The organism is Dyadobacter sp. 22481, assembly GCF_052044875.1.
GTDB lineage: Bacteria > Bacteroidota > Bacteroidia > Cytophagales > Spirosomataceae > Dyadobacter > Dyadobacter endophyticus.
Map to the genome: position 1 here is coordinate 133,222 of NZ_JBQENV010000004.1, position 24,124 is coordinate 157,345.

At 47.4% G+C, this 24,124-nt stretch carries 21 protein-coding genes and 4 tRNA genes; 1 reads left to right on the top strand and 24 read right to left on the bottom strand.

Features of this window, described 5'->3' with window-relative positions; genetic code table 11:
• Positions 1 to 136: 136 nt before the first annotated feature.
• The 16 genes from rpoC to ACTJJJ_RS26645 all read right to left on the bottom strand — a co-directional run bounded on the left by rpoC (position 137) and on the right by ACTJJJ_RS26645 (position 16,434).
• The gene (gene rpoC, locus ACTJJJ_RS26570; RefSeq protein ID WP_188938517.1) at positions 137 to 4,459 is read right to left on the bottom strand and encodes a DNA-directed RNA polymerase subunit beta'; all 4,323 of its coding nucleotides are present in this window, start codon (positions 4,457 to 4,459) and stop codon (positions 137 to 139) included.
• Positions 4,460 to 4,540: 81 nt separating this feature from the next.
• Complete coding sequence (rpoB, locus tag ACTJJJ_RS26575; protein ID WP_440703557.1) at positions 4,541 to 8,407, bottom strand: DNA-directed RNA polymerase subunit beta; 3,867 nt, start codon at positions 8,405 to 8,407, stop codon at positions 4,541 to 4,543.
• A 278-nt stretch (positions 8,408 to 8,685) separates the two neighbouring features.
• A complete protein-coding gene (rplL, locus tag ACTJJJ_RS26580; RefSeq protein WP_019944912.1) occupies positions 8,686 to 9,069 on the bottom strand; it encodes a 50S ribosomal protein L7/L12 in 384 nt (127 codons plus the stop codon).
• Between the two features lie 90 nt (positions 9,070 to 9,159).
• A complete protein-coding gene (gene rplJ, locus ACTJJJ_RS26585) occupies positions 9,160 to 9,690 on the bottom strand; it encodes a 50S ribosomal protein L10 (protein ID WP_090381982.1) in 531 nt (176 codons plus the stop codon).
• A gap of 1 nt (position 9,691) precedes the next feature.
• On the bottom strand, positions 9,692 to 10,390 hold the full coding sequence (rplA, locus tag ACTJJJ_RS26590) for a 50S ribosomal protein L1 (RefSeq protein WP_188938519.1): 699 nt from the start codon (positions 10,388 to 10,390) through the stop codon (positions 9,692 to 9,694).
• Positions 10,391 to 10,426: 36 nt separating this feature from the next.
• Positions 10,427 to 10,876, bottom strand: coding sequence for a 50S ribosomal protein L11 (gene rplK / locus ACTJJJ_RS26595; RefSeq protein ID WP_019944910.1), 450 nt, complete (start codon positions 10,874 to 10,876; stop codon positions 10,427 to 10,429).
• Positions 10,877 to 10,951: 75 nt separating this feature from the next.
• Positions 10,952 to 11,506, bottom strand: coding sequence for a transcription termination/antitermination protein NusG (gene nusG / locus ACTJJJ_RS26600; RefSeq protein ID WP_015812908.1), 555 nt, complete (start codon positions 11,504 to 11,506; stop codon positions 10,952 to 10,954).
• A gap of 33 nt (positions 11,507 to 11,539) precedes the next feature.
• Positions 11,540 to 11,731: a preprotein translocase subunit SecE gene (gene secE / locus ACTJJJ_RS26605; RefSeq protein ID WP_031528323.1), complete on the bottom strand. Its 192-nt coding sequence runs from the start codon at positions 11,729 to 11,731 to the stop codon at positions 11,540 to 11,542.
• Between the two features lie 19 nt (positions 11,732 to 11,750).
• Positions 11,751 to 11,821: transfer RNA gene (locus tag ACTJJJ_RS26610), tRNA-Trp, on the bottom strand.
• A 102-nt stretch (positions 11,822 to 11,923) separates the two neighbouring features.
• Entirely contained in the window at positions 11,924 to 13,111 is a 1,188-nt protein-coding gene (tuf, locus tag ACTJJJ_RS26615) for an elongation factor Tu (RefSeq protein ID WP_090381988.1), read from the bottom strand.
• Positions 13,112 to 13,364: 253 nt separating this feature from the next.
• Positions 13,365 to 13,436 (bottom strand) — tRNA-Thr (locus ACTJJJ_RS26620).
• A gap of 95 nt (positions 13,437 to 13,531) precedes the next feature.
• Positions 13,532 to 13,607: transfer RNA gene (locus tag ACTJJJ_RS26625), tRNA-Gly, on the bottom strand.
• Between the two features lie 63 nt (positions 13,608 to 13,670).
• Positions 13,671 to 13,753 (bottom strand) — tRNA-Tyr (locus ACTJJJ_RS26630).
• 164 nt (positions 13,754 to 13,917) lie between these two features.
• Positions 13,918 to 15,021, bottom strand: coding sequence for a hypothetical protein (locus tag ACTJJJ_RS26635; RefSeq protein WP_426292260.1), 1,104 nt, complete (start codon positions 15,019 to 15,021; stop codon positions 13,918 to 13,920).
• A gap of 11 nt (positions 15,022 to 15,032) precedes the next feature.
• Positions 15,033 to 15,863: a hypothetical protein gene (locus ACTJJJ_RS26640; protein WP_440703558.1), complete on the bottom strand. Its 831-nt coding sequence runs from the start codon at positions 15,861 to 15,863 to the stop codon at positions 15,033 to 15,035.
• Positions 15,844 to 16,434 (bottom strand): RNA polymerase sigma factor, encoded by a 591-nt coding sequence (locus tag ACTJJJ_RS26645; RefSeq protein ID WP_188938522.1) that lies wholly within the window; start codon positions 16,432 to 16,434, stop codon positions 15,844 to 15,846. Before ACTJJJ_RS26645 ends, ACTJJJ_RS26640 begins: the two co-directional genes overlap by 20 nt.
• A 130-nt stretch (positions 16,435 to 16,564) precedes the next feature.
• Here ACTJJJ_RS26645 and murI point away from each other — a divergent pair, with 130 nt between their 5' ends.
• Positions 16,565 to 17,374: a glutamate racemase gene (gene murI, locus ACTJJJ_RS26650; RefSeq protein ID WP_440703559.1), complete on the top strand. Its 810-nt coding sequence runs from the start codon at positions 16,565 to 16,567 to the stop codon at positions 17,372 to 17,374.
• A gap of 4 nt (positions 17,375 to 17,378) precedes the next feature.
• On the opposite strand, the gene ACTJJJ_RS26655 is transcribed toward murI, so the two are convergent.
• The 8 genes from ACTJJJ_RS26655 to cyoE all read right to left on the bottom strand — a co-directional run bounded on the left by ACTJJJ_RS26655 (position 17,379) and on the right by cyoE (position 24,108).
• Complete coding sequence (locus tag ACTJJJ_RS26655) at positions 17,379 to 19,934, bottom strand: glycosyl hydrolase (RefSeq protein ID WP_440703560.1); 2,556 nt, start codon at positions 19,932 to 19,934, stop codon at positions 17,379 to 17,381.
• Positions 19,935 to 20,027: 93 nt separating this feature from the next.
• A complete protein-coding gene (locus tag ACTJJJ_RS26660) occupies positions 20,028 to 20,309 on the bottom strand; it encodes a hypothetical protein (RefSeq protein ID WP_426292263.1) in 282 nt (93 codons plus the stop codon).
• Positions 20,306 to 20,845 carry a DUF420 domain-containing protein gene (locus ACTJJJ_RS26665; protein WP_188938526.1) on the bottom strand — a complete coding sequence of 180 codons (540 nt, stop codon included), beginning with the start codon at positions 20,843 to 20,845 and terminating at the stop codon, positions 20,306 to 20,308. The genes ACTJJJ_RS26660 and ACTJJJ_RS26665 overlap by 4 nt, the downstream gene beginning before the upstream one ends.
• A gap of 6 nt (positions 20,846 to 20,851) precedes the next feature.
• Positions 20,852 to 21,448, bottom strand: coding sequence for a hypothetical protein (locus tag ACTJJJ_RS26670; RefSeq protein WP_440703561.1), 597 nt, complete (start codon positions 21,446 to 21,448; stop codon positions 20,852 to 20,854).
• A gap of 9 nt (positions 21,449 to 21,457) precedes the next feature.
• Positions 21,458 to 21,793, bottom strand: coding sequence for a cytochrome C oxidase subunit IV family protein (locus ACTJJJ_RS26675; protein ID WP_188938528.1), 336 nt, complete (start codon positions 21,791 to 21,793; stop codon positions 21,458 to 21,460).
• 31 nt (positions 21,794 to 21,824) lie between these two features.
• The gene (locus ACTJJJ_RS26680; RefSeq protein WP_188938529.1) at positions 21,825 to 22,595 is read right to left on the bottom strand and encodes a cytochrome c oxidase subunit 3; all 771 of its coding nucleotides are present in this window, start codon (positions 22,593 to 22,595) and stop codon (positions 21,825 to 21,827) included.
• Between the two features lie 14 nt (positions 22,596 to 22,609).
• A complete protein-coding gene (locus ACTJJJ_RS26685) occupies positions 22,610 to 23,197 on the bottom strand; it encodes a cytochrome c oxidase subunit 3 (RefSeq protein ID WP_440703562.1) in 588 nt (195 codons plus the stop codon).
• Positions 23,198 to 23,214: 17 nt separating this feature from the next.
• Complete coding sequence (gene cyoE / locus ACTJJJ_RS26690; RefSeq protein ID WP_229223298.1) at positions 23,215 to 24,108, bottom strand: heme o synthase; 894 nt, start codon at positions 24,106 to 24,108, stop codon at positions 23,215 to 23,217.
• Between the last annotated feature and the right edge of the window lie 16 nt (positions 24,109 to 24,124).

Sequence of the window (24,124 nt, forward strand, 5' to 3'; positions counted from 1 at the left end):
GGTTTTAAATAGCTGCGCTATCGAATTTAATGGGGAAATTACTAAAAATGCCGCGCTTGGAAAAGCCCGGCTTGGAAAGCAAAGAGCCGGTCCTGCATTTGCAGGCCGGCTCTTTGCTTACTCATATTCAGTCGGATTACGCCAACTCTTTTTTCTTGCGGGATTGTCTCTCGCGAGAATCTGACAGCGCATCGTATTCTTCTTTCGACCCTACGATCAGGTTTTCGTATTGACGCATACCTGTACCGGCAGGGATCAGGTGACCAACGATCACGTTCTCCTTCAAACCTTTCAGTTCGTCGCGTTTTCCACGAACAGCCGCTTCGCTCAGTACTTTGGTTGTTTCCTGGAATGAAGCCGCGGAAACAAAGCTTTCAGTACCCAAAGAAGCTTGTGTGATACCCATCAAGGTAGGTCTCGCAACTGCTGCTTGCGCATCACGGGCAGTAACCAGTTTAAGGTCACGACGTTTCAGGCTTGAATTCTCATCGCGCAAACGACGAACCGAAACGATCATACCTGGCTTCAGTGTCTCGGAGCTACCAGAGTCTTCAACTACTTTCATATCCAGGATCTTGTCGTTCTCCTCGCGGAATACCACGCGGTCGACAGCCTGCATTTCGAGGAAGTTGGTGTCACCAGCGTCCAGGATATCCACTTTCTGCATCATCTGGCGTACGATACACTCGATGTGTTTATCGTTGATCTTCACACCTTGCAGACGGTATACTTCCTGAATCTCATTCACCAGGTACTCCTGAACCGCGGTTGGTCCTTTGATAGAAAGGATATCCGCAGGCGTGATAGCACCATCGGAAAGCGGGTCACCGGCTCTTACGAAGTCACCATCCTGAACGAGGATGTGTTTCGAAAGAGGTACCATGTAACGGCGTTGTGTTCCGTCTTTCGATTCGATATGGATTTCACGGTTACCGCGTTTTACGCCACCATAAGATACTACACCGTCGATTTCAGAAACCGTTGCTGGGTTCGATGGGTTACGTGCTTCGAACAATTCGGTCACACGTGGCAGACCTCCCGTGATATCGCGTGTTTTACCAACAACACGTGGGATTTTCGCCAGCGGCTGACCAGCCTTGATAGCTGCACCTGCCTTCACAACCAAACGTGCACCCACAGGAAGGTTATAACCTTTTTCTGTCTGATCTTTCAACAAGGTAGACTTACCTTTCACCACGATAGCCGGGTTTTTGGTTTTGTCACGCGTTTCAATGATCACCGACTCCTGGAAGCCTGTTTGTTCGTCAAATTCTTCACGGAATGTGATACCTTCCTCGATAGCGTCGAAGGAAACAGTTCCGGTGAATTCAGAAAGGATTACCGCGTGATAAGGGTCCCAGGTACAAAGTTCCTGTCCTTTAAACACGGTGTCGCCTTCTTTCACTTGCAAATGTGCACCGTAAGGTACGTTGTTCGAGATCAGGAGTTGTTTCGTTTCAGGGTGAACAACTTTCACTTCACCTGAACGGCCCATTACTACTGTTACTTCGTCGCCTTCTGAGTTAACAGATTGTACTAAACGAAGGTCTTCGAACTGGATCAAACCGTCGAATTTCGCTTTGATGTTGGCTTCAACAGAGATGTTGGAAGCCGTACCCCCCACGTGGAATGTACGGAGTGTCAGCTGTGTACCTGGCTCACCGATTGACTGGGAAGCGATTACACCAACTGCCTCACCGATGTTCACCATCTGGGCAGACGCCAAGCTGCGTCCGTAGCATTTTGCACAAACACCATCGCGGGTTTCGCAAGTCAGTACCGAACGGATTTCAACAGTTTCAATAGCCGTCTCGTCAATGTAAGCAGCAATTTCTTCTGTGATTTCCTGTCCTGATGTAAGGATCAATTCGTTGGTCAACGGATCGAATACATCGTGTACACTTACGCGACCAAGGATACGCTCTGACAATGGCTCTACGATATCCTCATTATCTTTCAATGCAGAGATCGCGATACCGCGGAGCGATCCGCAGTCTTCTTCCACTACTACCACGTCTTGTGCAACGTCGTGCAAACGACGGGTCAGGTAACCCGCATCCGCAGTTTTCAACGCTGTATCGGCCAAACCTTTACGCGCACCGTGGGTAGAGATAAAGTATTCCAAAACGTCCAAACCTTCCTTAAAGTTAGAAAGGATCGGGTTTTCGATGATTTCACCCGCACCACCAGCGATGTTTTTCTGAGGCTTGGCCATAAGACCCCTCATACCACCCAACTGACGGATCTGCTCGCGGGAACCGCGGGCTCCGGAGTGCATCATCATATAGATTGAGTTGAATCCGCCTTTGTCTGATTCCAGCTGCTTCATCAACGTTTCTGTAATGCGTGAGTTAACGCGCGTCCAGATATCGATCACCTGGTTGTAACGTTCGTTCTCGGTGATCAAACCCATCAGGTAGTTGTTCCAGACGTTTTCAACGTCGGCTTTCGCCTGCTCGATGAGTTTTTCTTTTTCACTTGGAACCATTACATCGTCCAATCCCATTGACAAACCACCTTTGAAGGCCATTTGGAAACCAAGTTCTTTGATTTCGTCAAGGAATTGTGCTGTACGGGCCACACCAGCCTGTTTGAATACCAAACCGATGATCTGCTGAAGTTTCTTTTTAGTCAACAGTTCGTTGATATAACCCACTTCCTCAGGAACGGCCTGGTTGAACAGGATACGTCCGGCTACGGTGTCAACCAGTTTGGTTTCAAATGTATTGTCGTCGTTGCGTACGCGCAGACGGCATTTGATATTCGCATGTTTTGAAAGCTTGCCTTCGTTGATCGCGATGATAACTTCATCAGGACCGTAGAAGATTTTGCCTTCTCCGATGATCGGGTATTGTTCTGTGCTTACACGTCCTTTGGTCACATAATACAGACCCAAAACCATGTCCTGAGATGGTACCGTGATCGGTGCACCGTTGGCAGGGTTCAGGATGTTGTGCGAGGAAAGCATGAGCATAGACGCTTCCAATACGGCTTCCTGACCCAGCGGTACGTGTACCGCCATCTGGTCACCGTCAAAGTCAGCGTTGAATGCCGTACAAACCAATGGGTGAAGCTGGATCGCTTTTCCTTCGATCAGTTTAGGCTGGAATGCCTGGATACCCAAACGGTGAAGTGTCGGAGCACGGTTAAGCAATACCGGGTGACCTTTCAGTACGTTTTCGAGAATATCCCAGATCACAGGATCCTTGCGGTCTACGATCTTCTTCGCTGATTTTACAGTTTTAACGATTCCGCGCTCGATCAGCTTACGGATAATGAACGGCTTGAAAAGTTCAGCCGCCATATCTTTTGGCAAACCGCATTCGTGCAGTTTCAATTCAGGACCTACCACGATAACCGAACGACCAGAGTAGTCGACACGCTTACCCAGCAAGTTTTGACGGAAACGGCCTTGCTTACCTTTCAGCATGTCTGAAAGTGATTTCAAAGCACGGTTACCTTCTGAACGTACCGCATTCACTTTACGGCTGTTATCGAAAAGCGAGTCAACCGCTTCCTGCAACATCCGTTTTTCGTTACGCAAGATCACCTCTGGTGCCTTGATCTCGATAAGGCGTTTCAGACGGTTGTTACGGATAATTACACGACGGTAAAGGTCGTTCAAATCCGAAGTCGCGAAACGGCCACCATCCAGGGGCACAAGCGGACGCAATTCTGGTGGAATAACCGGTACCATTTTGATCACCATCCATTCAGGGCGGTTTTCGATACGGGTATTCGCATCACGGAATGCTTCTACTACTTTCAGGCGCTTCAAAGCTTCCGCTTTACGTTGCTGTGAAGTGTCGGTAGCAGCCTGGTGACGGAGCTCGTAAGAAAGTTCGTCAAGCTTAATGCGGCTCAACAGCATTTCCAGTGCATCGGCACCCATTCTCGCGATGAATTTGTTGGGATCCGTGTCAGGAAGCAACTGATTCTCGCGTGGAAGTTTGTCGATGATGTCGAGGTATTCATCTTCGGTCAGGAAGTCGAGGTAGCTTACGCCGTCCTCTTCCTTGATACCTGGCTGAACAACCGCGTACCGTTCGTAATAAATGATCTGGTCGAGTTTCTTGGTAGAAAGTCCCAGCAGGTAACCGATTTTGTTCGGCAAGCTGCGGAAGTACCAGATATGTGCAACAGGAACCACCAGTTCAATGTGACCCATGCGCTCGCGGCGAACCTTTTTCTCGGTTACCTCTACACCGCAACGGTCGCAGATAATTCCTTTGTAACGAATGCGCTTGTATTTCCCGCAGTGGCATTCCCAGTCTTTTACAGGACCAAAAATGCGCTCGCAGAACAGACCGCCCATCTCCGGCTTGTAGGTCCGGTAGTTGATGGTCTCAGGCTGGGTTACTTCACCGAAGGAGCTTTCTAGGATAGACTCCGGTGACGCCAGACTGATCGTCATTCTGGAAAAGTCGCTATTTAATTTTTTATTCTTTTTGAAAGACATAATAAAGAGTCGTTTGTCTGTTAGTCGAAACTAATTTGTTTGCATTTCTATGGCGCGGTCACCCGCGCCAACGACTAGAAATTAGTCCAGTGTAATCTCCAATGCTAGTCCGCGAAGTTCGTGGACAAGTACGTTGAATGACTCTGGGATATTTGGTTTCGGAAGGTTTTCACCTTTCACGATCGCTTCATACGCTTTGGCACGGCCAACCACATCATCGGATTTCACAGTAAGGATCTCCTGAAGAATGTGCGATGCACCGAACGCTTCAAGCGCCCACACTTCCATCTCACCGAAACGCTGTCCACCGAACTGCGCTTTACCACCCAATGGTTGCTGGGTAATGAGCGAGTATGGCCCGATAGAACGCGCGTGCATTTTGTCGTCAACCAAGTGACCCAGTTTCATCATGTACATCAGACCGACAGTTACCGGCTGGTCAAACTGCTCACCAGTAAGACCGTTGTACAGATAAGTACGTCCCCAATCCGGCAGACCTGCTTCTTTCAACTCAGCAGCAACTTCCGCTTCAGTAGCACCGTCAAAGATCGGTGTTGCGTAGCGGCGGCCGAGTTTCAGACCAGCCCATGCAAGGATGGTTTCGTAAATCTGACCGATGTTCATACGTGAAGGTACCCCAAGTGGGTTCAACACGATGTTTACCGGTGTTCCGTCTTCAAGGAATGGCATATCTTCGTCACGAACGATACGGGCTACAACCCCTTTGTTACCGTGGCGACCCGCCATTTTATCCCCAACTTTCAGTTTACGTTTCTTGGCGATGTATACTTTCGCCAGTTTCACGATACCAGCAGGTAGCTCGTCACCCACTTCCAATGCGAAACGATCGCGTTTGAAGCGGCCCATAACTTCGCTGCGCGCATTCAGGTAGTTTTTCAACACCAATGAAACCTGAAGGTTTACGTTGCTGTCCTCGGTCCATGAGTCGGTCAGAACGTCTCCGATGAGGTTAACCTCCTCAGGAACTGCATACTGGCTTTCGTCACGGTACGGGTTGTTGGCAGGGAACAGGTTCTCGGAGATATTTCTCACGTTGAACTTCATTCCTTTGCTGATCAGCTCGTCGCCGAATTTATGTTTTACACCCGAGCTTGTTTTGCCTTCCGTCAATGTTACCAGCTTATCGATCACGCGACCGCGCAATGCAGTCAGATCGCGGCTGTATTTTTTCATCAACAGACGAAGCTCGTCCTTATGTTTTGCACGCTCTTCTTTGGTTGGGCGGGAGAACAGTTTGGTATCGATTACCACACCTTTCATCGATGGTGGTGCCTTTTTCGAAGCATCCTTCACATCGCCAGCCTTATCACCGAAGATTGCACGAAGCAGTTTTTCCTCAGGGGTAGGATCAGATTCTCCTTTTGGAGTGATCTTACCAATCAGGATATCACCTTCTTTTACTTCTGTTCCTACCTGGACAATACCGTTTTCGTCGAGGTTCTTCACAGTTTCCTCGCTTACGTTCGGGATCTCGGCAGTCAATTCTTCTTCTCCGCGTTTGGTATCACGTACTTCGAGCTCAAATTCTTCGATGTGGATCGAAGTAAAGATATCTTCGCGTACTACTTTTTCAGAGATTACGATCGCATCCTCGAAGTTGTATCCCTGCCAAGGCATGAATGCAACCAGAAGGTTACGGCCCAATGCAAGCTCACCGCCTTCTGTACCATATCCCTGGCAAAGCGGCTCTCCCTTCTTCACTTTCTGGCCTTTAAGAACCATTGGTTGAAGGTTAAGGCAGGTATCCTGGTTGGTACGACGGAATTTCACGAGGTCGTAAGAAACGCTGTCGTCGATAAAGCTAACAAGGCGGTCATCGTCTGTACGGTCGTATTTAACGACGATCTTCTTCGCATCCACGAATTCGATTTCGCCGTTGCCTTCCGCTACTACCAATGCACGGGAGTCCATTGCCACGCGGCGTTCCAGACCAGTTCCTACGATAGGAGCCTGCGGACGCAACAGAGGCACCCCCTGGCGCTGCATGTTAGATCCCATCAAGGCACGGTTCGCATCATCGTGTTCAAGGAACGGAATCAACGAAGCCGCTACCGATACGATCTGGTTCGCAGCAACGTCCATATACGATGCTTGCGAAGGATCCACCATCGGGAAGTCACCTTCGAAACGCGTTTTGATTTTCTCAACAGTGAAGTTTCCTTCTTTATCAACAGACGCATTCGCCTGCGCGATGTATTTGGAATCTTCTTCTTCCGCTGTCATGTAGATCAGCTCGTTGGTCAGCTTACCTGCACTATCGATCACACGGTAAGGTGTTTCGATGAAGCCCATACCGTTCACTTTTGCAAATACGCAAAGTGACGAGATCAGACCAATGTTCGGACCTTCCGGAGTTTCGATCGTACACAGACGACCATAGTGGGTGTAGTGAACGTCACGAACCTCGAAACCTGCTCTTTCGCGGGAAAGACCACCTGGTCCAAGTGCCGACATACGACGCTTGTGGGTAATCTCAGCCAATGGGTTAGTCTGGTCCATGAACTGAGAAAGCTGGTTGGTACCGAAGAACGAGTTGATTACAGATGACAATGTTCTTGCATTGATCAAATCAACAGGTTTGAAATCTTCGTTGTCGCGTACGTTCATACGCTCCTTAATAGTACGCGCCATACGTGCAAGACCTACGCCGAACTGTGCATAAAGCTGCTCGCCCACCGTACGTACACGACGGTTTGACAAGTGATCGATATCATCGACTACCGCTTTCGCATTGATCAGACCGATCAGGTATTTCACGATGGAAACAATATCACCGGTTGTCAGAACGCGAACGTCGAGGCTGGTATCCGATCCCAATTTCTTGTTGATCCGGTAACGGCCTACATCACCCAGGTCATAACGTTTATCCGAGAAGAACAAGCTCTGGATCACGTCACGTGCAGTTTGCTCATCAGGAGCTTCTGCATTACGCAGTTGACGGTAAATTTGCTCAACAGCTTCCTTGTCGGAGTTTGAGCTATCTTTTTGAAGCGTATTATAAATGATATTATAATCCGCTACGTTCATGTCTTCTTTGTGCATGATGATCGACTTCTGCCCTGATTCCAGGATTACATCGATATCATCCGCTGAAATGGAAGAGTCACGTTCCAGCAACACTTCGTTACGCTGGATAGAAACTACCTCACCGGTATCCTCATCCACGAAGTCCTCAGTCCATGTACGGAGAACCCTTGCCGCCAACCGGCGTCCTACTGCCTTTTTCAGGTTAGCAGGTGTTGCGCTGATTTCCTCAGAAAGGCCGAACAGGTCGAGGATATCTTTATCAGATCCGAAACCGATCGCTCTCAAAAGGGTTGTTACAGGGAACTTCTTCTTACGGTCGATGTACGCGTACATCACGTTATTCACGTCCGTAGAGAATTCGATCCAGGAACCTTTGAATGGAATAATCCGCGCAGAATATAGTTTAGAACCGTTGGTGTGCTTGCTCATAGAGAAGAACACGCCCGGTGAACGGTGAAGCTGAGATACGATTACGCGCTCAGCACCATTGATTACGAACGAACCGCGTTCGGTCATGTAAGGAATGTTCCCGAGGAACACTTCCTGCTCAATGGTTTCAAATTCTTCATGATCGGCGTCGTTACAGATCAGCCGCAGTTTCGCCTTTAAAGGTACTGCGTAAGTCAGACCGCGATCAATGGATTCGTCGACAGAATACTTCGGTGGTTCAAGGAGGTAATCGATGAACTCTAGAACGAAATTCTCACGAGAGTCGGCGATGGGGAAGTTTTCAGCGAAAACTTTGTACAATCCTTCTCCGGAACGGTCTTCAACCGATGTATCCAGACTAAAGAAATCACGGAACGATTGTACCTGGATTCCCAAAAGATCAGGATAATCGATAATCTGATTAATCCGAGAGAAGTTCTTTCTTGGTGTTTTTGGATTAATTGTAGCCAAGGCTATGTGTGATTTGGGTTAGCAGAAAAACTAATTAGTTTTAACCTAATCTAATGCCTCGTAGAAGAGTAAAGTTGACGCCCCTGTTCTCCTTTCCTACGAGTAAAGAAGTGTTTCGGGCAGTCAGCTTGGGGAGATTATGGGGGGCGAACTCGTCACCACCTTAACCAGAACGATAAAAAAGTGCTTTTCGTTTGGTTTGTATACAAAACAGGAAAAGACCTGACGGTTGTCAGGCCTATTCCCGTAGAATTTATTTTCTAATGCTGTGGAGCAAATTACTTCACTTCAACTTCTGCACCAGCTTCTTCAAGTTGCTTTTTCAAAGCGTCAGCTTCGTCTTTCGCAACACCTTCTTTTACAGGTTTTGGAGCGCCGTCAACGAGTTCTTTCGCTTCTTTCAGGCCAAGACCAGTAAGGTCTTTAACCAATTTCACAACAGCAAGTTTACCTGCACCAGCTGATTTCAAAATCACATCGAAAGATGTTTTTTCTTCAACTGCAGGAGCATCGCTACCACCACCAGCAGGACCTGCCACTACTACTGCACCAGCTGCTGCTGGCTCAATGCCGTACTCGTCTTTAAGAATTGTAGCCAATTCGTTCACTTCTTTAACCGTAAGGTTAACAAGCTGTTCTGCGAAAGCTTTCAAATCTGCCATTTTTATTTTGATTTTTTTGATTATACAATAAGATGATTTAAAAAAGCTCCATTTAATATTAACCCGGAGAGCTAGACCTGGCTATTCAAATTAGTCCTCTTTTTCAGATAAAGTTTTGAGGATACCAGCCAGGTTCTGTCCGCCGCTTGTAAGAGCGCCGATAACATTTTTGGCAGGCGATTGCAACAATCCGATCACTTCGCCGATCAGTTCTTGTTTCGATTTCAGAGAAATCAGAACGTCCAGCTGGCTTTCTCCAACGAAAAGGGCAGTATCCACAGAAGCTCCTTTAAACTTCAGTTTGTCGCTACCTGATTTCTTTTTGAAATCCTTAATCAGTTGTGCAGGAACTTTACCTGACTCCGGGTGAAACATTACTCCGGAAAATCCTTTCAACACTTCGTCGAAAGAAGAATAGTCCGTATCTAGTGTTTCAAGCGCTTTTTTAATCAATGTATTCTTCACAACACGATACTCAACACCACGCTCGAAGCAAAGGCCTCTGAGGGTGTTCACCTCGCTCACGGTCATCCCGGTTGCGTTGGTAATGTAGAAGTACGGCGTGCTGGCGAATTTCTGACTTAACTCGTCAATAATTACTGCTTTTTCTTCCCGTGTCATATTACAGTCCTGGAATCGTGTTTTTGTCAATAATAACACCCGGGCTCATCGTGCTTGACAAGTGAATGCTTTTTACGTAAGTACCTTTTGCCGATGAAGGCTTAAGGCGAACCAAGGTATTGATAACCTCCGTTGCGTTCTGTGCAAGCTGATCAGTTCCGAAAGATACCTTTCCGATGCTTGTGTGAATGATACCGGTTTTGTCAACTTTGAAGTCGATTTTACCAGCCTTCACTTCTTTTACAGCTTTCGCTACATCCGGAGTTACAGTTCCTGACTTAGGGTTTGGCATCAAGCCGCGAGGACCTAATACTTTACCAAGTCTACCTACTTTTGCCATTACACTTGGCATTGTAATAATCACGTCGATGTCTGTCCAGCCTTGCTCGATTTTTGTAATGTATTCGTCAAGACCAACATAATCCGCTCCTGCCTCTTTCGCTTCTGCCTCCTTGTCGGGAGTACACAATACAAGTACACGAACTTCTTTGCCGGTTCCGTGTGGCAATGTTACCACGCCACGCACCATTTGGTCAGCTTTACGAGGATCTACGCCCAAACGAACGTCGATATCTACGGAAGCATCAAATTTGGTATAGGAAATCGTCTTCAGAACATCCGCAGCTTGCTCCAGGGTAAACGCCTGGGTTGCGTCGTATTTTGAAAGAGCTTCTTTTTGCTTTTTGGTCAATTTTCCCATGTTCTTTGTTTCTTTGGCGTATTTATTAATCTACGCTCAGTTGTTTTCTTCCCATGGGGCTTTGCCAGCCACGGTGATACCCATACTACGAGCCGTTCCCGCGATCATTTTCATAGCAGACTCTACGGTGAAGCAGTTCAGGTCGGGCATTTTTGTTTCAGCGATCGTTTTAACTTGATCCCATGAAACTGATCCTACCTTAATACGGTTTGGCTGAGCCGAACCTGTTTTCACTTTTGAGGCTTCCAGAAGAAGAATAGCGGCCGGGGGGGTTTTGATGACGAAGTCGAAAGACTTGTCTTTGTAGTATGTAATAACTACCGGCAATACCACACCCATTTTATCCTGGGTACGGCCATTGAACTGCTTGCAAAACTCCATGATATTCAAACCCTTCGATCCCAATGCAGGACCAATCGGAGGTGATGGGTTGGCTTGGCCACCTTTCACCTGCAGTTTGACGTATCCACCTATTTCTTTTGCCATTGTTTTGGAATTTGTCGGTTCATTGATTGACTAGCGGCTCACATGCAGTTGGAAGCCTACCTGCCCGCTATTCGCTCAACTATCCTTTTCTACTTGTGCGTAACTGAGTTCCACGGGTGTATTACGCCCGAATATTTTTACAACTACATTGAGTTTTTTCTTCTCATCGAACACTTCTTCCACCAGACCGATAAATCCGCTGAACGGACCATCTACAACCTTCACGGTTTCGCCTTTAATGAAAGACATGCTTGGCGCTTCTTCATGCTGCTCTGCCTCATCTACCTTACCGAGGATACGGTTAATTTCGGATTGACGAAGCGGAACGGGCACTTTGGAATTTCCTTCGGCATTGCCCAGGAAACCAATTACGCCGGGGATACTTGTAATAATGTGCAGAACCTCCCCTTTTGACAGATCGGCCGAAATGATAATATAGCCGGGAAAAAAATTCTTTTCCCTCACACGCTTCTTGCCGTTGCGCATTTCATAGATCTTCTCCGAAGGGATCAGGATCTGCGGAACGAATTCGTTCAGCTTCTGGCGTGTTATTTCATTTTCAATGTAGGACTTGATCTTTTTCTCTTGTCCGGACACCGCCCTTAATACAAACCAATTTAGACTACTCATACCTTTCGGGGGGTTATCTTTAATAAAATAGCCTTAGAAAGACTGATAAAACAGTTTCAGTGCGTTTTCGAAAACGAAATCCATCACACCTACCACAAAGGCAAAAATGAGCGAACCCACAAGCACCAGCGTGGTATTGGCTTGCAGCTCGTTGAAAGGCGGCCATGTTACATGCTGGGTTATCTCCTCCCAGGACGCTTTCAAAAAAGAAGTAAATTTTTCCATTTCACCTTTTCGATTTATGCACGGGTGGAGAGATTCGAACTCCCATCAACGGTTTTGGAGACCGCTATTCTACCCTTGAACTACACCCGTTTATCGTACAACCTACTGATTGGGGCTGCAAAGATACGATTTTTTTATAAAAAACAAGTGCATCCCAGAAGAAATGCACTTGTTTTATTATTGCTATCTTGATTAGTCAAGAATTTCAGTTACCTGACCAGCACCTACGGTACGTCCACCTTCGCGAATCGCGAAACGAAGACCTTTTTCCATAGCGATTTTGTTGATCAGTTTCACTTCGATTGTGATGTTATCACCTGGCATAACCATTTCAACACCAGCAGGAAGTGTGATTTCACCTGTCACGTCAGTGGTACGGAAGTAGAACTGAGGACGGTATTTGTTAAAGAATGGAGTGTGACGTCCACCTTCTTCTTTCGACAGTACGTAAACTTCACCTTTGAAGTGCAAATGAGGCTTAACGGAACCTGGCTTACAGATAACCATACCACGACGGATATCTTCTTTGTCGATACCACGAAGCAGCAAACCTACGTTGTCACCAGCTTCACCGCGGTCAAGGATCTTACGGAACATCTCAACACCAGTTACAACTGATTTAAGACCTTCTGCACCCATACCAAGGATATCAACAGCTTCACCTGAGTTGATAATACCACGCTCGATACGACCAGTTGCAACAGTACCACGACCAGTGATCGAGAATACGTCTTCAACAGGCATCAAGAATGGAAGATCTGTCATACGTGGAGGAATTGGAATCCAGCTATCAACAGCATCCATCAATTCTTCGATAGTTTTCACCCATTTCGGATCGCCATTAAGGCCACCCAAAGCAGATCCTTGTACAACAGGAATGTTGTCGCCATCGAATTCGTAGAAGCTAAGAAGCTCACGGATTTCCATCTCAACGAGTTCAAGAAGTTCCGGATCATCAACCATGTCCACTTTGTTCATGAACACAACAAGCTGAGGAACACCTACCTGACGAGCAAGAAGGATGTGCTCACGAGTTTGTGGCATAGGACCGTCAGTAGCAGCAACCACGATGATTGCGCCGTCCATCTGAGCAGCACCAGTTACCATGTTCTTCACGTAGTCAGCGTGACCTGGGCAGTCAACGTGCGCATAGTGACGGTTGGCTGTCTGGTATTCTACGTGTGAAGTATTGATTGTGATACCGCGCTCTTTCTCCTCAGGAGCATTGTCGATTGATGAGAAGTCGCGTTTCTGTGCAAAACCTTTATCAGCCAACACAGTTGTAATCGCCGCTGTAAGGGTAGTTTTACCGTGGTCAACGTGCCCGATAGTACCAATATTTACGTGGGGTTTCGAGCGGTCAAACGTCTCTTTTGCCATGACTTAAGTACGCTTAAAATTTAAGTTATTACGAATTTATTATACACTACTAATTGATCCTGCTGGCATCCTGCAATCAAACACCGCAATCGTTACCAAATCAGGATCAAAACCAATGCAGGGAAACTTCCTGCTTTCTGAGCCCGTTAAAATACCGAACTCAAAATACTGTGAGCTTTTGAGGGGATTTGAACGGCACCGGCCGCCCGGCCCTGACCTCTTCCTTACCAAGGAAGTGCTCAAAAAACTCCTGAGCTTTTGAGGGGATTTGAACCCCTGACCTCTTCCTTACCAAGGAAGTGCTCTACCCCTGAGCTACAAAAGCATTGCTATTAAAAGCATTGTCGTTAGAACCAAAAAGCGATTAGCGAAAAAGTATCTATTGAATGTTTTCGCTAATCGCTTCGATGATGCTTTTAATGGAGCGGAAGACGAGGTTCGAACTCGCGACCTATAGCTTGGAAGGCTATCGCTCTACCAGCTGAGCTACTTCCGCATTTGTCTTCGTCCTAGGCTCCAAAACTGGTATGATTTGAAGCATTTTTTCAGACTCAAACTGTGGGGGCGGATGGATTCGAACCACCGTAGGCATACACCAGCAGATTTACAGTCTGCCCCATTTGGCCACTCTGGTACACCCCCAGACAACATTTCAACACAAGCGTGAAAACCGTTTGTTTCACAATTTGGAGTCGCAAAATTATACCCATTTTTTAGATTCTCAAATTGTTTTGAAAAAAAAATAAAAAAAAATACGGCTCGGAATCAAAAATGGCGATTCCGAGCCGTATAGGCACTTTTTAGACTTAAAACAATCTCACCCCGAAACTCAGCATCCGGACCGAAGGACCCCGGTTAGCCTCGTATAGATTGTTTAAATCGTAGTTCACAAACAAGTCAGGAAAGTTACGGATACCTATTTCAGCCGCCAAACCATAGCGCAGATCTTCAATGTAGAAATTTCGTCTGTCGTGATCCACATCCTTTGTTCCCACTACCCGCACCTTTGTGTAACTGCCAATGCGGTACCCTCCGTAAACACCCGCGCTGATATAGGATATGAATGATCTCGAAAAGCTCAATGTCGGCATAATCGACAGGTTTACATAAGGCACCACAAGTTTCGATTTCCTCACTTCCACAGGTTGCCCCTGGTCGTTCACAATCTCTTTAAACTCGACCCTGTCGTCTGTCTTCGCGATTGTGTTGTTTCCATCGTACATCATATTGTACCACGAAAAGTCGATCCCGAAATCCAGATGCAGCCTGGCATCTTTCCCTTTGACCACGTTTGCACTGGCCACATATCCCAGGCTCACAAAACGAGATCCGAATGGTTTAAGATCATAGTCGCTTTTGTTAAACCCCGGAGTGGTTTCGTTGGTACCGTATGTATTAAGGCCTAATGCGATATTAAATCCCTTCCGCGGGCTCGAACCGCCCCACGACCTCCTGTGAAACCGTTTCCCGATGCGCCTGTAAGTCGAGTCCGAACCTACTACTTCATCGCCTTCCTTCACTTCCACGCCCGAGCCGTCGATGGAAACCTTCGTATCACCATCTTTAATGTGAATTCCACGAACGCCAATTCTGACATAATCCTTGTCCACCGCATGGTCCGGGTTTTTGAGGTATTTGTTCCCGTTGAATTCCTCCCGCAGAAACGTCGTATCTCCCTGCGTACTATCCAATCTTACTTTCAGATCCCTTAAAAGTGCATTGAGGTCGTATTTCATGATCTTTTCCAGCTCCGTACGGTTCTCTCCATAAATGATCAGCCGTGTTTTATCCCCGAATGTCACGATAATCGAGTCCTTTTCAGAAAACTCATCGTTGGATTTCAACGAACCGGCGCGCGCGCCAATGGCAAACAATACCAGCAATGCCATTGCATATATTTTACTTTTCATGGCTTAACAGATTACAGTTTTGTCTTGTCTTTAGGGTGGTCTCTTTCATTACTTCTTTCATCCTTCCCACGCAGGCGATCGTCCACACGTGCTACAAGATTCTTTGGATTAAAACCGACTTCATTCCAATCGACTTTCTCGCCGGCCCTCGCATTTTTGAGCTGACGGAAAACCCGGGAGAACCGGGAGCCGCGTGGTTTGTCATCCGCTTCATCTGTACCGGTCTCCACGGCGACGACAATCATCCTTGTCGGTTCCGTTACCGGCTTGTTTACCTGACTAACAGCTGGCTCATCAGGCAAAATCTTGGCTCCCTGGATATCAGGGGTATTTACAGGTTCTGGCTGGATTGCTTCCACCAGAACCGATGGTTTTTCTGTGATTGCTACAACGGGCGCATCGTAGCCTGGCCGGATAATTTCTGCCTGCCCTATTTCCGATTGCGCTATTTGATTCTTGCCAGTTTCAGGTATTTTGGAAGTCTGTTTTGACCCTGCCACGGCATGTTCATCGCTTTTTCCCTCCATGGCCGCCAAATGCTCTATCGGCTGTTTTGTATTGTCAACAGGCAAAACTGCCGGCTCGGACGGCGCAGGTTTTGCAACTGCTACTGTCGGATTCGATCGAATACTTCCCGGCGACGCAACCTGCTGATTTTGCCAAACCAGGTATCCTCCCATCACCGCTGCCGCCACTCCCGCCGCAGCATACCAGCCCCACACAGCCGAACGATGTTTTGCCGGTTGCTTTTCCTGAATTTTTAGCCACGCATTTTCCGAAGGTGTCCTTTCCAATCCTTCGAGTCTGCGTTTGAAAAGATCATCAACAGGATGCTTTTTCATAGTCTACTTTTTTTTTATAATCATTCTCCCATTCCGCGACCATCTTTTGCAGCAGGGCACGGGCACGGTGCAATTGTGATTTCGATGTACTTTCGGTAACACCCAGCATCTGGGCTATTTCAATATGTGCGTACCCTTCAATGGCGTACAGGTTAAAGACCGTCCGGTAACCCACAGGCAGCGATTCGATCAATGCCAACAGTTCTTGTGTTTCCAGGTTCTGATCCGCGTGGATGTAGTCCGGGATATTATTGGCTTCGTCGGAAAGATTGTCCTCCAAAATCCGCTTTTGCTTCCGCAAATACCCCAGCGACTCATTCACCATGATCCTCCTGATCCACCCCTCAAAATTTCCTTCACCGCTGAATTGATTTATTTTTTCAAAAACCTTTAAAAAACCTTCCACCATCACATCCTCAGCCGCCATTTCGTCGCACACATAGCGGAAGCACAAAGCCAGCATTCGATGGCTGTACTTGTCATAAAGCTGTCGCTGCGCCTTCGGATCTTCTTTCCTGAGGGCTTTAACGAGCTGTGCTTCCTGGCTAAATAGTGCTAAAATTCGACCCATTCTAATTGGTGGTTTCAACAGCAAGATGCGCATTCCTGCGCATGAGGTTGCATGTGCCCGAAAAGTTTTTGATATTTTTTTAGCTTTGATGCGAATATCATTTATTAAACACCAAAAGGACTTTTCCACAATGCTCGACTCCTCTGCGCCCATCGGAATTTTTGACAGCGGAATCGGCGGTATGACCGTCGCCAGCGCCGTAACCAGATTGCTTCCGCAGGAAAACACCATTTATTTCGGCGACACGGCGCATTTGCCTTATGGCGATAAATCTACCGCTGCCATACAGGCCTATTCGATCAAAATCTGCAACATGCTTTTACAGCAAAACTGCAAGCTGATCCTGATCGCCTGCAACTCCGCCTCCGCGGCAGCCTACGAGCTCGTGCGCGAGTATGTGGGAAGCAAAGCAAAGGTGTTGAATGTGATCGACCCGGTGGTGGACTATGTGAAGGAGCATTATGAGGGAAAAACCATCGGCCTCATCGGTACCAAGCAGACGGTTCTCTCCAATGTATACAAAAAGAAGGTTGATGCACTGGATCGTAATATTCACCTGAAATCGCTCGCTACCCCGTTACTCGCTCCGATGATCGAGGAGGGATTCTTCGACAACAATATCAGTGAAAGCGTGATCGCCAATTACCTATCGGATCCCACTTTAAATGGAATCGAAGCATTGATACTCGGCTGCACGCATTATCCTTTGATCAAAACCCAGATCCGCAAATTCTACGGCGAAACTGTGGAAACGCTTGACACTTCCGATATTGTAGCCCGCTCGCTGAAAGCCTGGCTCCAACAACACTACCTGATCAATGAAAAGGGCGAAGGCAAGCGACAATTCTATGTTTCGGATTATACATTGTCGTTCGAGCAATCCACCAACATCTTCTTTGGCCGGCAAATCCAGCTGGAACATTATCCGTTGTGGGAATAAAGTACTAATAAAGCAGCTTCACAGGCCCGAGCAAGCCCGACGGCATAGGCTGCCAGCGGGCAGCGTCGAACTTTTTATAGGTAATGTCTACGATATTAATGTCGTAAAATTTCTTCCAATCGGGCTGCTGCTGATCGCGCAGGCGCATGTAGTTGGCTGAAAGGTTAGTGACTTCTATTTCAAGAACGTTGCCTTTTGCTTTGAGCGCATACCCGGCATAGAGCTGGAAAGGGATATGCCAGGCTGTGCCCAGGTCTTTCCCATTCAATTTTACGTTTGCAATTTCACGCACATCTCCCAAATCTAAAACTGCATTTTCCCTTTTAAGCACCGGGGCCGGAACATCGAATTTGATACTGTACTTTGCTTTGCCTGAAAAATAAGTGGTTGAGTCGGAAAGCTCCGTCCAAGATTTCAGTTGGCTTAATTTCGCAGGTGCAGGCAAATACGGCCTTCCGTCTGTGAAGGTAAGCTGCCAATTACCTTTGATATCCAACTGCTGGTCCCGGCTTTTTACAAAAGGTATATCTGATCCGTCGCCCGACGTCTGTAAAAAGCAAGATTCGCCCGGTTTCAGCCGTAAAAAGACTTCATACTTCCCGTCCGCTTCACGAACATGCATAAGCGACTGCCCACGAAGCGGCGTGTCGCGGCGCACTAGCTCTCCGTTGCCTATTTTCACCCACCCTTCTTTAAATGCATTGCCGAGATTGGCGACAAAATACAAGGCCATTCCGCGCGAATCCCGTTTGCGAATAAATGTTAACCCTTTCCGCGAAAGCTCTTCCCTAATCACGCCATTCGCCGCCAGGTCGCCATGCAGGTCGCTGGAAATCCGCACATTTTTAAGTTTTGAAAGTTGTGTTAAATTTTCTGAGAATACCTTCTGCCGCTGCGCATGATCTGCGTTGCCCGTAACGGTAGCCGGTAGCTTCCCTTCAAAAATGATTTTTGCGCCCCCACCAGCCAATCGTTGGAGCTCTGCCATTGTTTCCTCGGGAAAGTATGTCGCCGACGGGATCAGCAAAGTTCTATAAGTAGCATTCCCTGAATTCAAAACGCCATTCGCATCAACGGTAAACTTCTTCAACTGCAAATCCGACACAAAATCGAACGCATAACCTTCCTTCCAGAGCCTTTCCGAAAGCTTCCCGAACGGCAAATCCAGCAGCCAGCGCTCAACATGATGCACTTCCAGCAAATGCACTCCACCGCCCGATTTCGCCTTGGTAGCCCACAAATCATGGATCGGAAAATATACCAGCACGTCATTATCCTGTTTGCTATCCTGTAATAGTTTTTGGCACCATTCTACATACTGATTCAGCAACGGGAAATGTTCTGAAAAATGGGATGACTTGCCAAAATTGGTGGAAGCATAAAACAGCCAGCCAGGAAAGTCTTCCTTTTCCGGCGAGTAGGTGGTGCCGTGATAAAAAATGTGGTTGATACCCGCCGTAAATAGCTCATCGATCTGCGGCTTGATTTGAGATAATGAAACCTTGAAATGATTCGCAAGCCAGGTACCGGTCTCGGAGCTCACCAGTTTCTTGCCCGACAAATTTGCCGCCGAAGAAGCAAACTTCATTGCCAACGGGTTCGGCGTTCCGAATTGATCGATCGAATAATCAGGATCGACGCGCAGGCCGGGAATGTTGAAGCGGCTGGTACCAAATGATTCCGTTTCCGGAATATCGGCCGCTTCGTAGAGATCGAGCAGGTTCCCCGGCGAGCCATGCGCCTGGTAGCGGGTCACAAACCCGTGTGCACGGCTCCAATCAGTCCAGGGCTTCGCATACCGTTCCAGCAGCAGTTCGGCCAGTGTTTGATGGTAATCTATTTTAACTAATTTAGCCTCCGGGTTTCCCGTCGAGTCGTTGAGCAATGCCAGTTTGCTTAACAAATCATATTTCCTGCGCGATTGAAATTGGTTTGCAAAATCATCAGTCCAGTTAGCACCGTAGGCTTCATAAGAGTCATTGTACATCGATCGCGGCTTGTCCGACGATTTAGCAAATGCGGAATCAAACCGGGAGAGGTATTGCTTCATCCCGTTTGCATTGAATGGATCGAGCACAAAACCTTCCCCGCCCGGCGCAGCGCGTTTCACCTTTTGTCCGGTTGGCTTCACCGCGGGCTTTCCATCCACAACGGTCATACCTTGTGCCGCCATAGCCTGTGTTACATTCGGGCCGCCGAAGGGCCAGCCGGTGCCGGTGGTCATGTCCACACCCAATCCCAGACGCTTGCCCTCGCGGACGGTGTGCTGCATTACTTCCAGCCACTGCACTCCCAGAAAAGGAATAGCTGCTTTTTCATACCCTTTCACCCCGTAAATAGGGATGATGTGCACCCCGCCAAGCCCCGATTTGCTGAAATATTCGAGCTGAGCCGTAATATCCGTTTTGGTGACCGCGCTGCCCATCCACCACCAATAAGTCCAGGGTTTGGCAGTCGATAAGTTTTGCGCATTGCCATTACCAAATTGAGCGAGTATCAGGAGGAGAACGAGGAAAATCCGGCGCATGATGGGATAGTGTTTTTCTTTAAAGACGCTCATTGGTTTATCTACGCCACTACACGGGAATAATTTGTTAAAAACAAAAAAGGCGGGACCAATGTGGTCCCGCCCTGGAATATCTTCATCGAGAGGTCAGTTGTCGTAAGCCGACCGTACCCGCGCCGCAACAAATTGCCGCTCGGCCTGCGCTTTCTTGGAATTGCGGTACCAAAGGTAACCGATCACCGCTACGAGAATGTAGGGGATCACAAAGAGAAACATAATGCCGGTATTCAAACCCACACCCACATTATTGCGCCCGTTACCCATGGAGCTTTCCACCGATCCCCGGCACATCGCGCATTGCGCAAATGCACCCGCACTGTTCATCACGAACAACACAACCAATCCGAATATCGTCAAGAACTTTTTCATACGTAATATGGACTAATCATCAGGTAAACGATCACACCGGTAACACTTACATACAGCCAGATCGGCATCGCCCATTTCACGGCCTTCCGGTGTTCGGTGATCTGGTTGGTATAACCAAAATACACCGCTCTCAATACAAACCAAACGACCACGATCGACAACACGATATGGGAGATCAGCAAAAAGTAATAAACTGGCCGGATAAAACCTGTCCCGCCAAATGGTGTTGCCTCGTTGGAAATGTGATAAAGCACATAGCACACCAGGAACACAGCTCCTAGCAAGAATGCCCCCGTCATAGTCTGCCTGTGAGCGGAAATATTTTTCTGCTTAACAAAATAGAAGCCCATGATCAGCAACATGGACGTAAGGGTATTGATCACCCCGATAATATGCGGCAATACTTTCGTCCACGTGCCGAGGTCAATCTTCTGCCGGATTCCCAGCAACAATGCAACCACCACCGGAATGACGATGGCCAGGATATTGATTATGCGTTCGTACTTTGGTTTTCTTTCGATTGTTAATGTAGCCATACCACCTTATTTCTCATTCTTCTTTTCATAATCGAGGATCTTGATCTCGGCCATCAGCCGGTCGGTTTCCTCTCCATCTCCGGCTTTATAACAGCCTCTGACATGCTTATCGCGGTCGATCAGTACTATTTGCCCGGCTCGACCATTTAAAGCATCACTTCCTTTGGCAGCATCTGTCAGTTCCTTCGTAAAACAGCTTACTATCGTGGCGCTATCCGCTTTCACCGATTGCCATTCTCCACGTCTTACCGTATCCGTAGCAACCAATAATACCTGCAATTCGGGAATCGCTGTTTTCAATGCCGCTATCCGTTCCAACTCGTCCGTCGCCCTTTCGCAAGGCTCTCCACATTCCGATGGCATTCTGCTTACCACCGTCAATCGTCCATCCAGATTTACGCCTCCGAATATGCCACAACCCGCAGAAACCTTGTGAAACAGCGTGTCGCCGCTTTGCACGATCACCGAACCTTTTCCGTCTTTCTCCGCCACAAAATAGGGCAGATCGTAATGGTTCGTTCCGAACAGTTTCAGTAAAGCAAAAATCAAAGCCGGTATTACTAATGTGACGATCAGTAATCCGGCTTTGGGAAATTTTCTCATTCTAATTTATTATCCGAAAATCGCCTCGAAAATCGCATTTCCTTCGAGCATGAGCGCCAGGATCAACCAGGCAACAAATATTATCGGAACGAGTATCGACCAGATCAGCGTTTTTGTTTCATGTTTTAAGTGCATGAATTCCCCTACGATATAGAATGCCTTCACGATCGTCATGATGATGAAGATAGAAATCTTCAAAATTCCGTGGGGAACTGTAAATGCGATCAAGAACTCGAGTGAGGTGATGATCAAAAGAATCCAAAAAGTCTTCCAGATCGCTTTACGTTGCTCAGCTCCTGCTTCGGGATCCTGGTTATGTACGTGGTGATGATGTACTTCCGCCATTTTACTTCAATTTTAAATATTGTCCTATAAATTAAACCAGGTAGAAGAATGTAAACACAAACACCCAAACCAGATCCACAAAGTGCCAGTAGAGACCTACTTTCTCAACCATTTCGTAGCTTCCTCTTTTGTCGTAGAACCCTGTGGCAGCACGGAAGAAGATCAGAATGTTCAGGATCACACCTGAGAACACGTGCGTTCCGTGGAAACCGGTGATGAAGAAGAAGAAATCGGCGAATGCAGGAGGCCCGTATTGGTTCTCCGTCAGGTTAGCTCCAAAGATCGTCTTCTCGATCCAGGTGCCGTTTTCAATCACTTTCATTACCGAACCGGCTTCGGTTCCGTGGATAAAGTGGCTCCATTCCCAAGCCTGGCAACCAAGGAAAGTAAAACCGCCGAGGATTGTCCAAAGCATATATTTCTCAACATTCGCGCGGTCCATGCGGTGACCAGCTTCCACTGCAAGTACCATCGTCACGGAGCTCGCGATGAGGATGAATGTCATGATACCAACAAACACCAGCGGCAGGGAAATGCCGTGCAGGAATGGTACGGCTTCGTAAACCCTTTCAGGTACCGGCCAATACATGTTGGAGAAGGTAAAATCTTCGTGCTTTCCGGTGAATGCAGGGAAACTAAACCGGGCTGTACCATATGCCACCAGCAGGGCAGAGAAAGTAAAGGTATCCGAGATGAGGAAGAACCACATCATCAGTTTACCGTAACTCGCTTTCATAGGCTCAATACCCCCCAACCACATTTTGGGTTCTACCGCGCCGGGTGTTGTTACATGTGAAGCCATTGATAAAAAAATTATTAATTAAAGGTCAATAAAAAAACAAAAAGGTATAACCAGAGTATATCCAAAAAGTGCCAGTACGTAGCACTGATCTGTATTCTTCTCAGATTTTTGGAATGCACGTTCAGCTTAAATGCCGAGAATAACGCAAATACCAAAACAATCAGCCCGGTAATGATGTGGAAACCGTGAAGTCCTGTAAACACGTAAAAGAACGAGCCAGACGGGTTTCCTACAAAATAAACATTCATCGCCACCAGCTCTTTCCAGCCCTGAAACTGCATATAAAGGAAGATCAGGCCGAGTACAAAAGTAATAGAAATTGCTATTTTCAATTGTTGGAACTGATCTTTTTTTGCCGAGAAATAGGACCATTGCATCGCTACACTGCTCATTATGAGCACCACGGTGCTGTACCAGAATATCTGCGGCATTTCGAACTCCAGCCAATTACCTTCCGCGCGGCGCACGAGGTAGGCGCTGCTCTGAGAGGCAAAAAGCATGATGATCGTCACGAGGAACAGCCAGAGAATAAACTTCTTCGGGTCCATCGCCAGTGTTTCCTGCGGCTCTCTTTCCAATTTATATTGCTGAACGTTTTCCATTTTCTCTCGATTCAATATCACAATTTATCCAACAAAAAAGCAATCTGCACGATCGGCAGGTAAATGAACGATCCGAACATCAGCTGCTTCGCGGTCTTGTCTGTGCATTTGCGCATGAGATGGAACGTCTGCGCGAGGAACAAAACCCCAAAAATCGTCGCAATGAATGCGGAGTTGATGCCCGTCATTCCCAGCTCGTACGGCAACCAGCCAATCGGAAGCAGGAACAAGGTATAGATCATGATCTGCAATGTCGTATCAGAGTCTTTCAAACCGTTGGCGGGCAACAATTTGAAACCTGCTCTTTTGTAATCTTCGTCCAGCACCCATGCAATCGCCCAGAAATGCGGGAATTGCCAGAAAAACTGGATCGCAAACAGGATACCAGGTTCCAGACCGAAATGGTTTGTAGCTGCTACCCAACCGATCATCGGAGGAAATGCGCCGGGGAATGCACCCACGAACACCGCGATCGGACCGACGCGCTTCAACGGCGTATAAACAAAGCCGTAAAGCACAAGCGACAGCAGGGAAATAAGCCCCGTTGTCAGGTTAAATACCATCACAAATATCACCAGCGAAGCTACTCCGAGGATAACCGCCCAGACAGCAGCCTGCTCCACGGTAATCCTTCCGCTTGGCAACGGCCTTGACGCCGTTCTTTTCATCATTTTGTCCAGATCTTTTTCCAAAATCTGGTTGATAATGTTCGCTGCACCGGTAATACCGATCGATGCGAGCACAAAAAGTACCATATCGCCGGCTTTCACATCCCGCGAACCCAGGCAATATCCCATTGCCCCGGAGAAGGCAATCAACGACGCCAGCCGGAATTTCAATAATTCAAATAAAACCCCTAATCTCTCTCTGATCTTCCCAACCCCGCTTACACTTTCCTCTACTGAAATCATTATTACAGAAATTGAA

Coding starts and splice junctions, on each gene's coding strand:
- rpoC (WP_188938517.1), bottom strand. CDS start 4,459: ATGTCTTTCAAAAAGAATAAAAAATTAAATAGCGACTTTTCCAGAATG.
- rplL (WP_019944912.1), bottom strand. CDS start 9,069: ATGGCAGATTTGAAAGCTTTCGCAGAACAGCTTGTTAACCTTACGGTT.
- rplJ (WP_090381982.1), bottom strand. CDS start 9,690: ATGACACGGGAAGAAAAAGCAGTAATTATTGACGAGTTAAGTCAGAAA.
- rplA (WP_188938519.1), bottom strand. CDS start 10,390: ATGGGAAAATTGACCAAAAAGCAAAAAGAAGCTCTTTCAAAATACGAC.
- rplK (WP_019944910.1), bottom strand. CDS start 10,876: ATGGCAAAAGAAATAGGTGGATACGTCAAACTGCAGGTGAAAGGTGGC.
- nusG (WP_015812908.1), bottom strand. CDS start 11,506: ATGAGTAGTCTAAATTGGTTTGTATTAAGGGCGGTGTCCGGACAAGAG.
- secE (WP_031528323.1), bottom strand. CDS start 11,731: ATGGAAAAATTTACTTCTTTTTTGAAAGCGTCCTGGGAGGAGATAACC.
- tuf (WP_090381988.1), bottom strand. CDS start 13,111: ATGGCAAAAGAGACGTTTGACCGCTCGAAACCCCACGTAAATATTGGT.
- ACTJJJ_RS26635 (WP_426292260.1), bottom strand. CDS start 15,021: ATGAAAAGTAAAATATATGCAATGGCATTGCTGGTATTGTTTGCCATT.
- ACTJJJ_RS26640 (WP_440703558.1), bottom strand. CDS start 15,863: ATGAAAAAGCATCCTGTTGATGATCTTTTCAAACGCAGACTCGAAGGA.
- ACTJJJ_RS26645 (WP_188938522.1), bottom strand. CDS start 16,434: ATGGGTCGAATTTTAGCACTATTTAGCCAGGAAGCACAGCTCGTTAAA.
- murI (WP_440703559.1), top strand. CDS start 16,565: ATGCTCGACTCCTCTGCGCCCATCGGAATTTTTGACAGCGGAATCGGC.
- ACTJJJ_RS26655 (WP_440703560.1), bottom strand. CDS start 19,934: ATGAGCGTCTTTAAAGAAAAACACTATCCCATCATGCGCCGGATTTTC.
- ACTJJJ_RS26660 (WP_426292263.1), bottom strand. CDS start 20,309: ATGAAAAAGTTCTTGACGATATTCGGATTGGTTGTGTTGTTCGTGATG.
- ACTJJJ_RS26665 (WP_188938526.1), bottom strand. CDS start 20,845: ATGGCTACATTAACAATCGAAAGAAAACCAAAGTACGAACGCATAATC.
- ACTJJJ_RS26670 (WP_440703561.1), bottom strand. CDS start 21,448: ATGAGAAAATTTCCCAAAGCCGGATTACTGATCGTCACATTAGTAATA.
- ACTJJJ_RS26675 (WP_188938528.1), bottom strand. CDS start 21,793: ATGGCGGAAGTACATCATCACCACGTACATAACCAGGATCCCGAAGCA.
- ACTJJJ_RS26680 (WP_188938529.1), bottom strand. CDS start 22,595: ATGGCTTCACATGTAACAACACCCGGCGCGGTAGAACCCAAAATGTGG.
- ACTJJJ_RS26685 (WP_440703562.1), bottom strand. CDS start 23,197: ATGGAAAACGTTCAGCAATATAAATTGGAAAGAGAGCCGCAGGAAACA.
- cyoE (WP_229223298.1), bottom strand. CDS start 24,108: ATGATTTCAGTAGAGGAAAGTGTAAGCGGGGTTGGGAAGATCAGAGAG.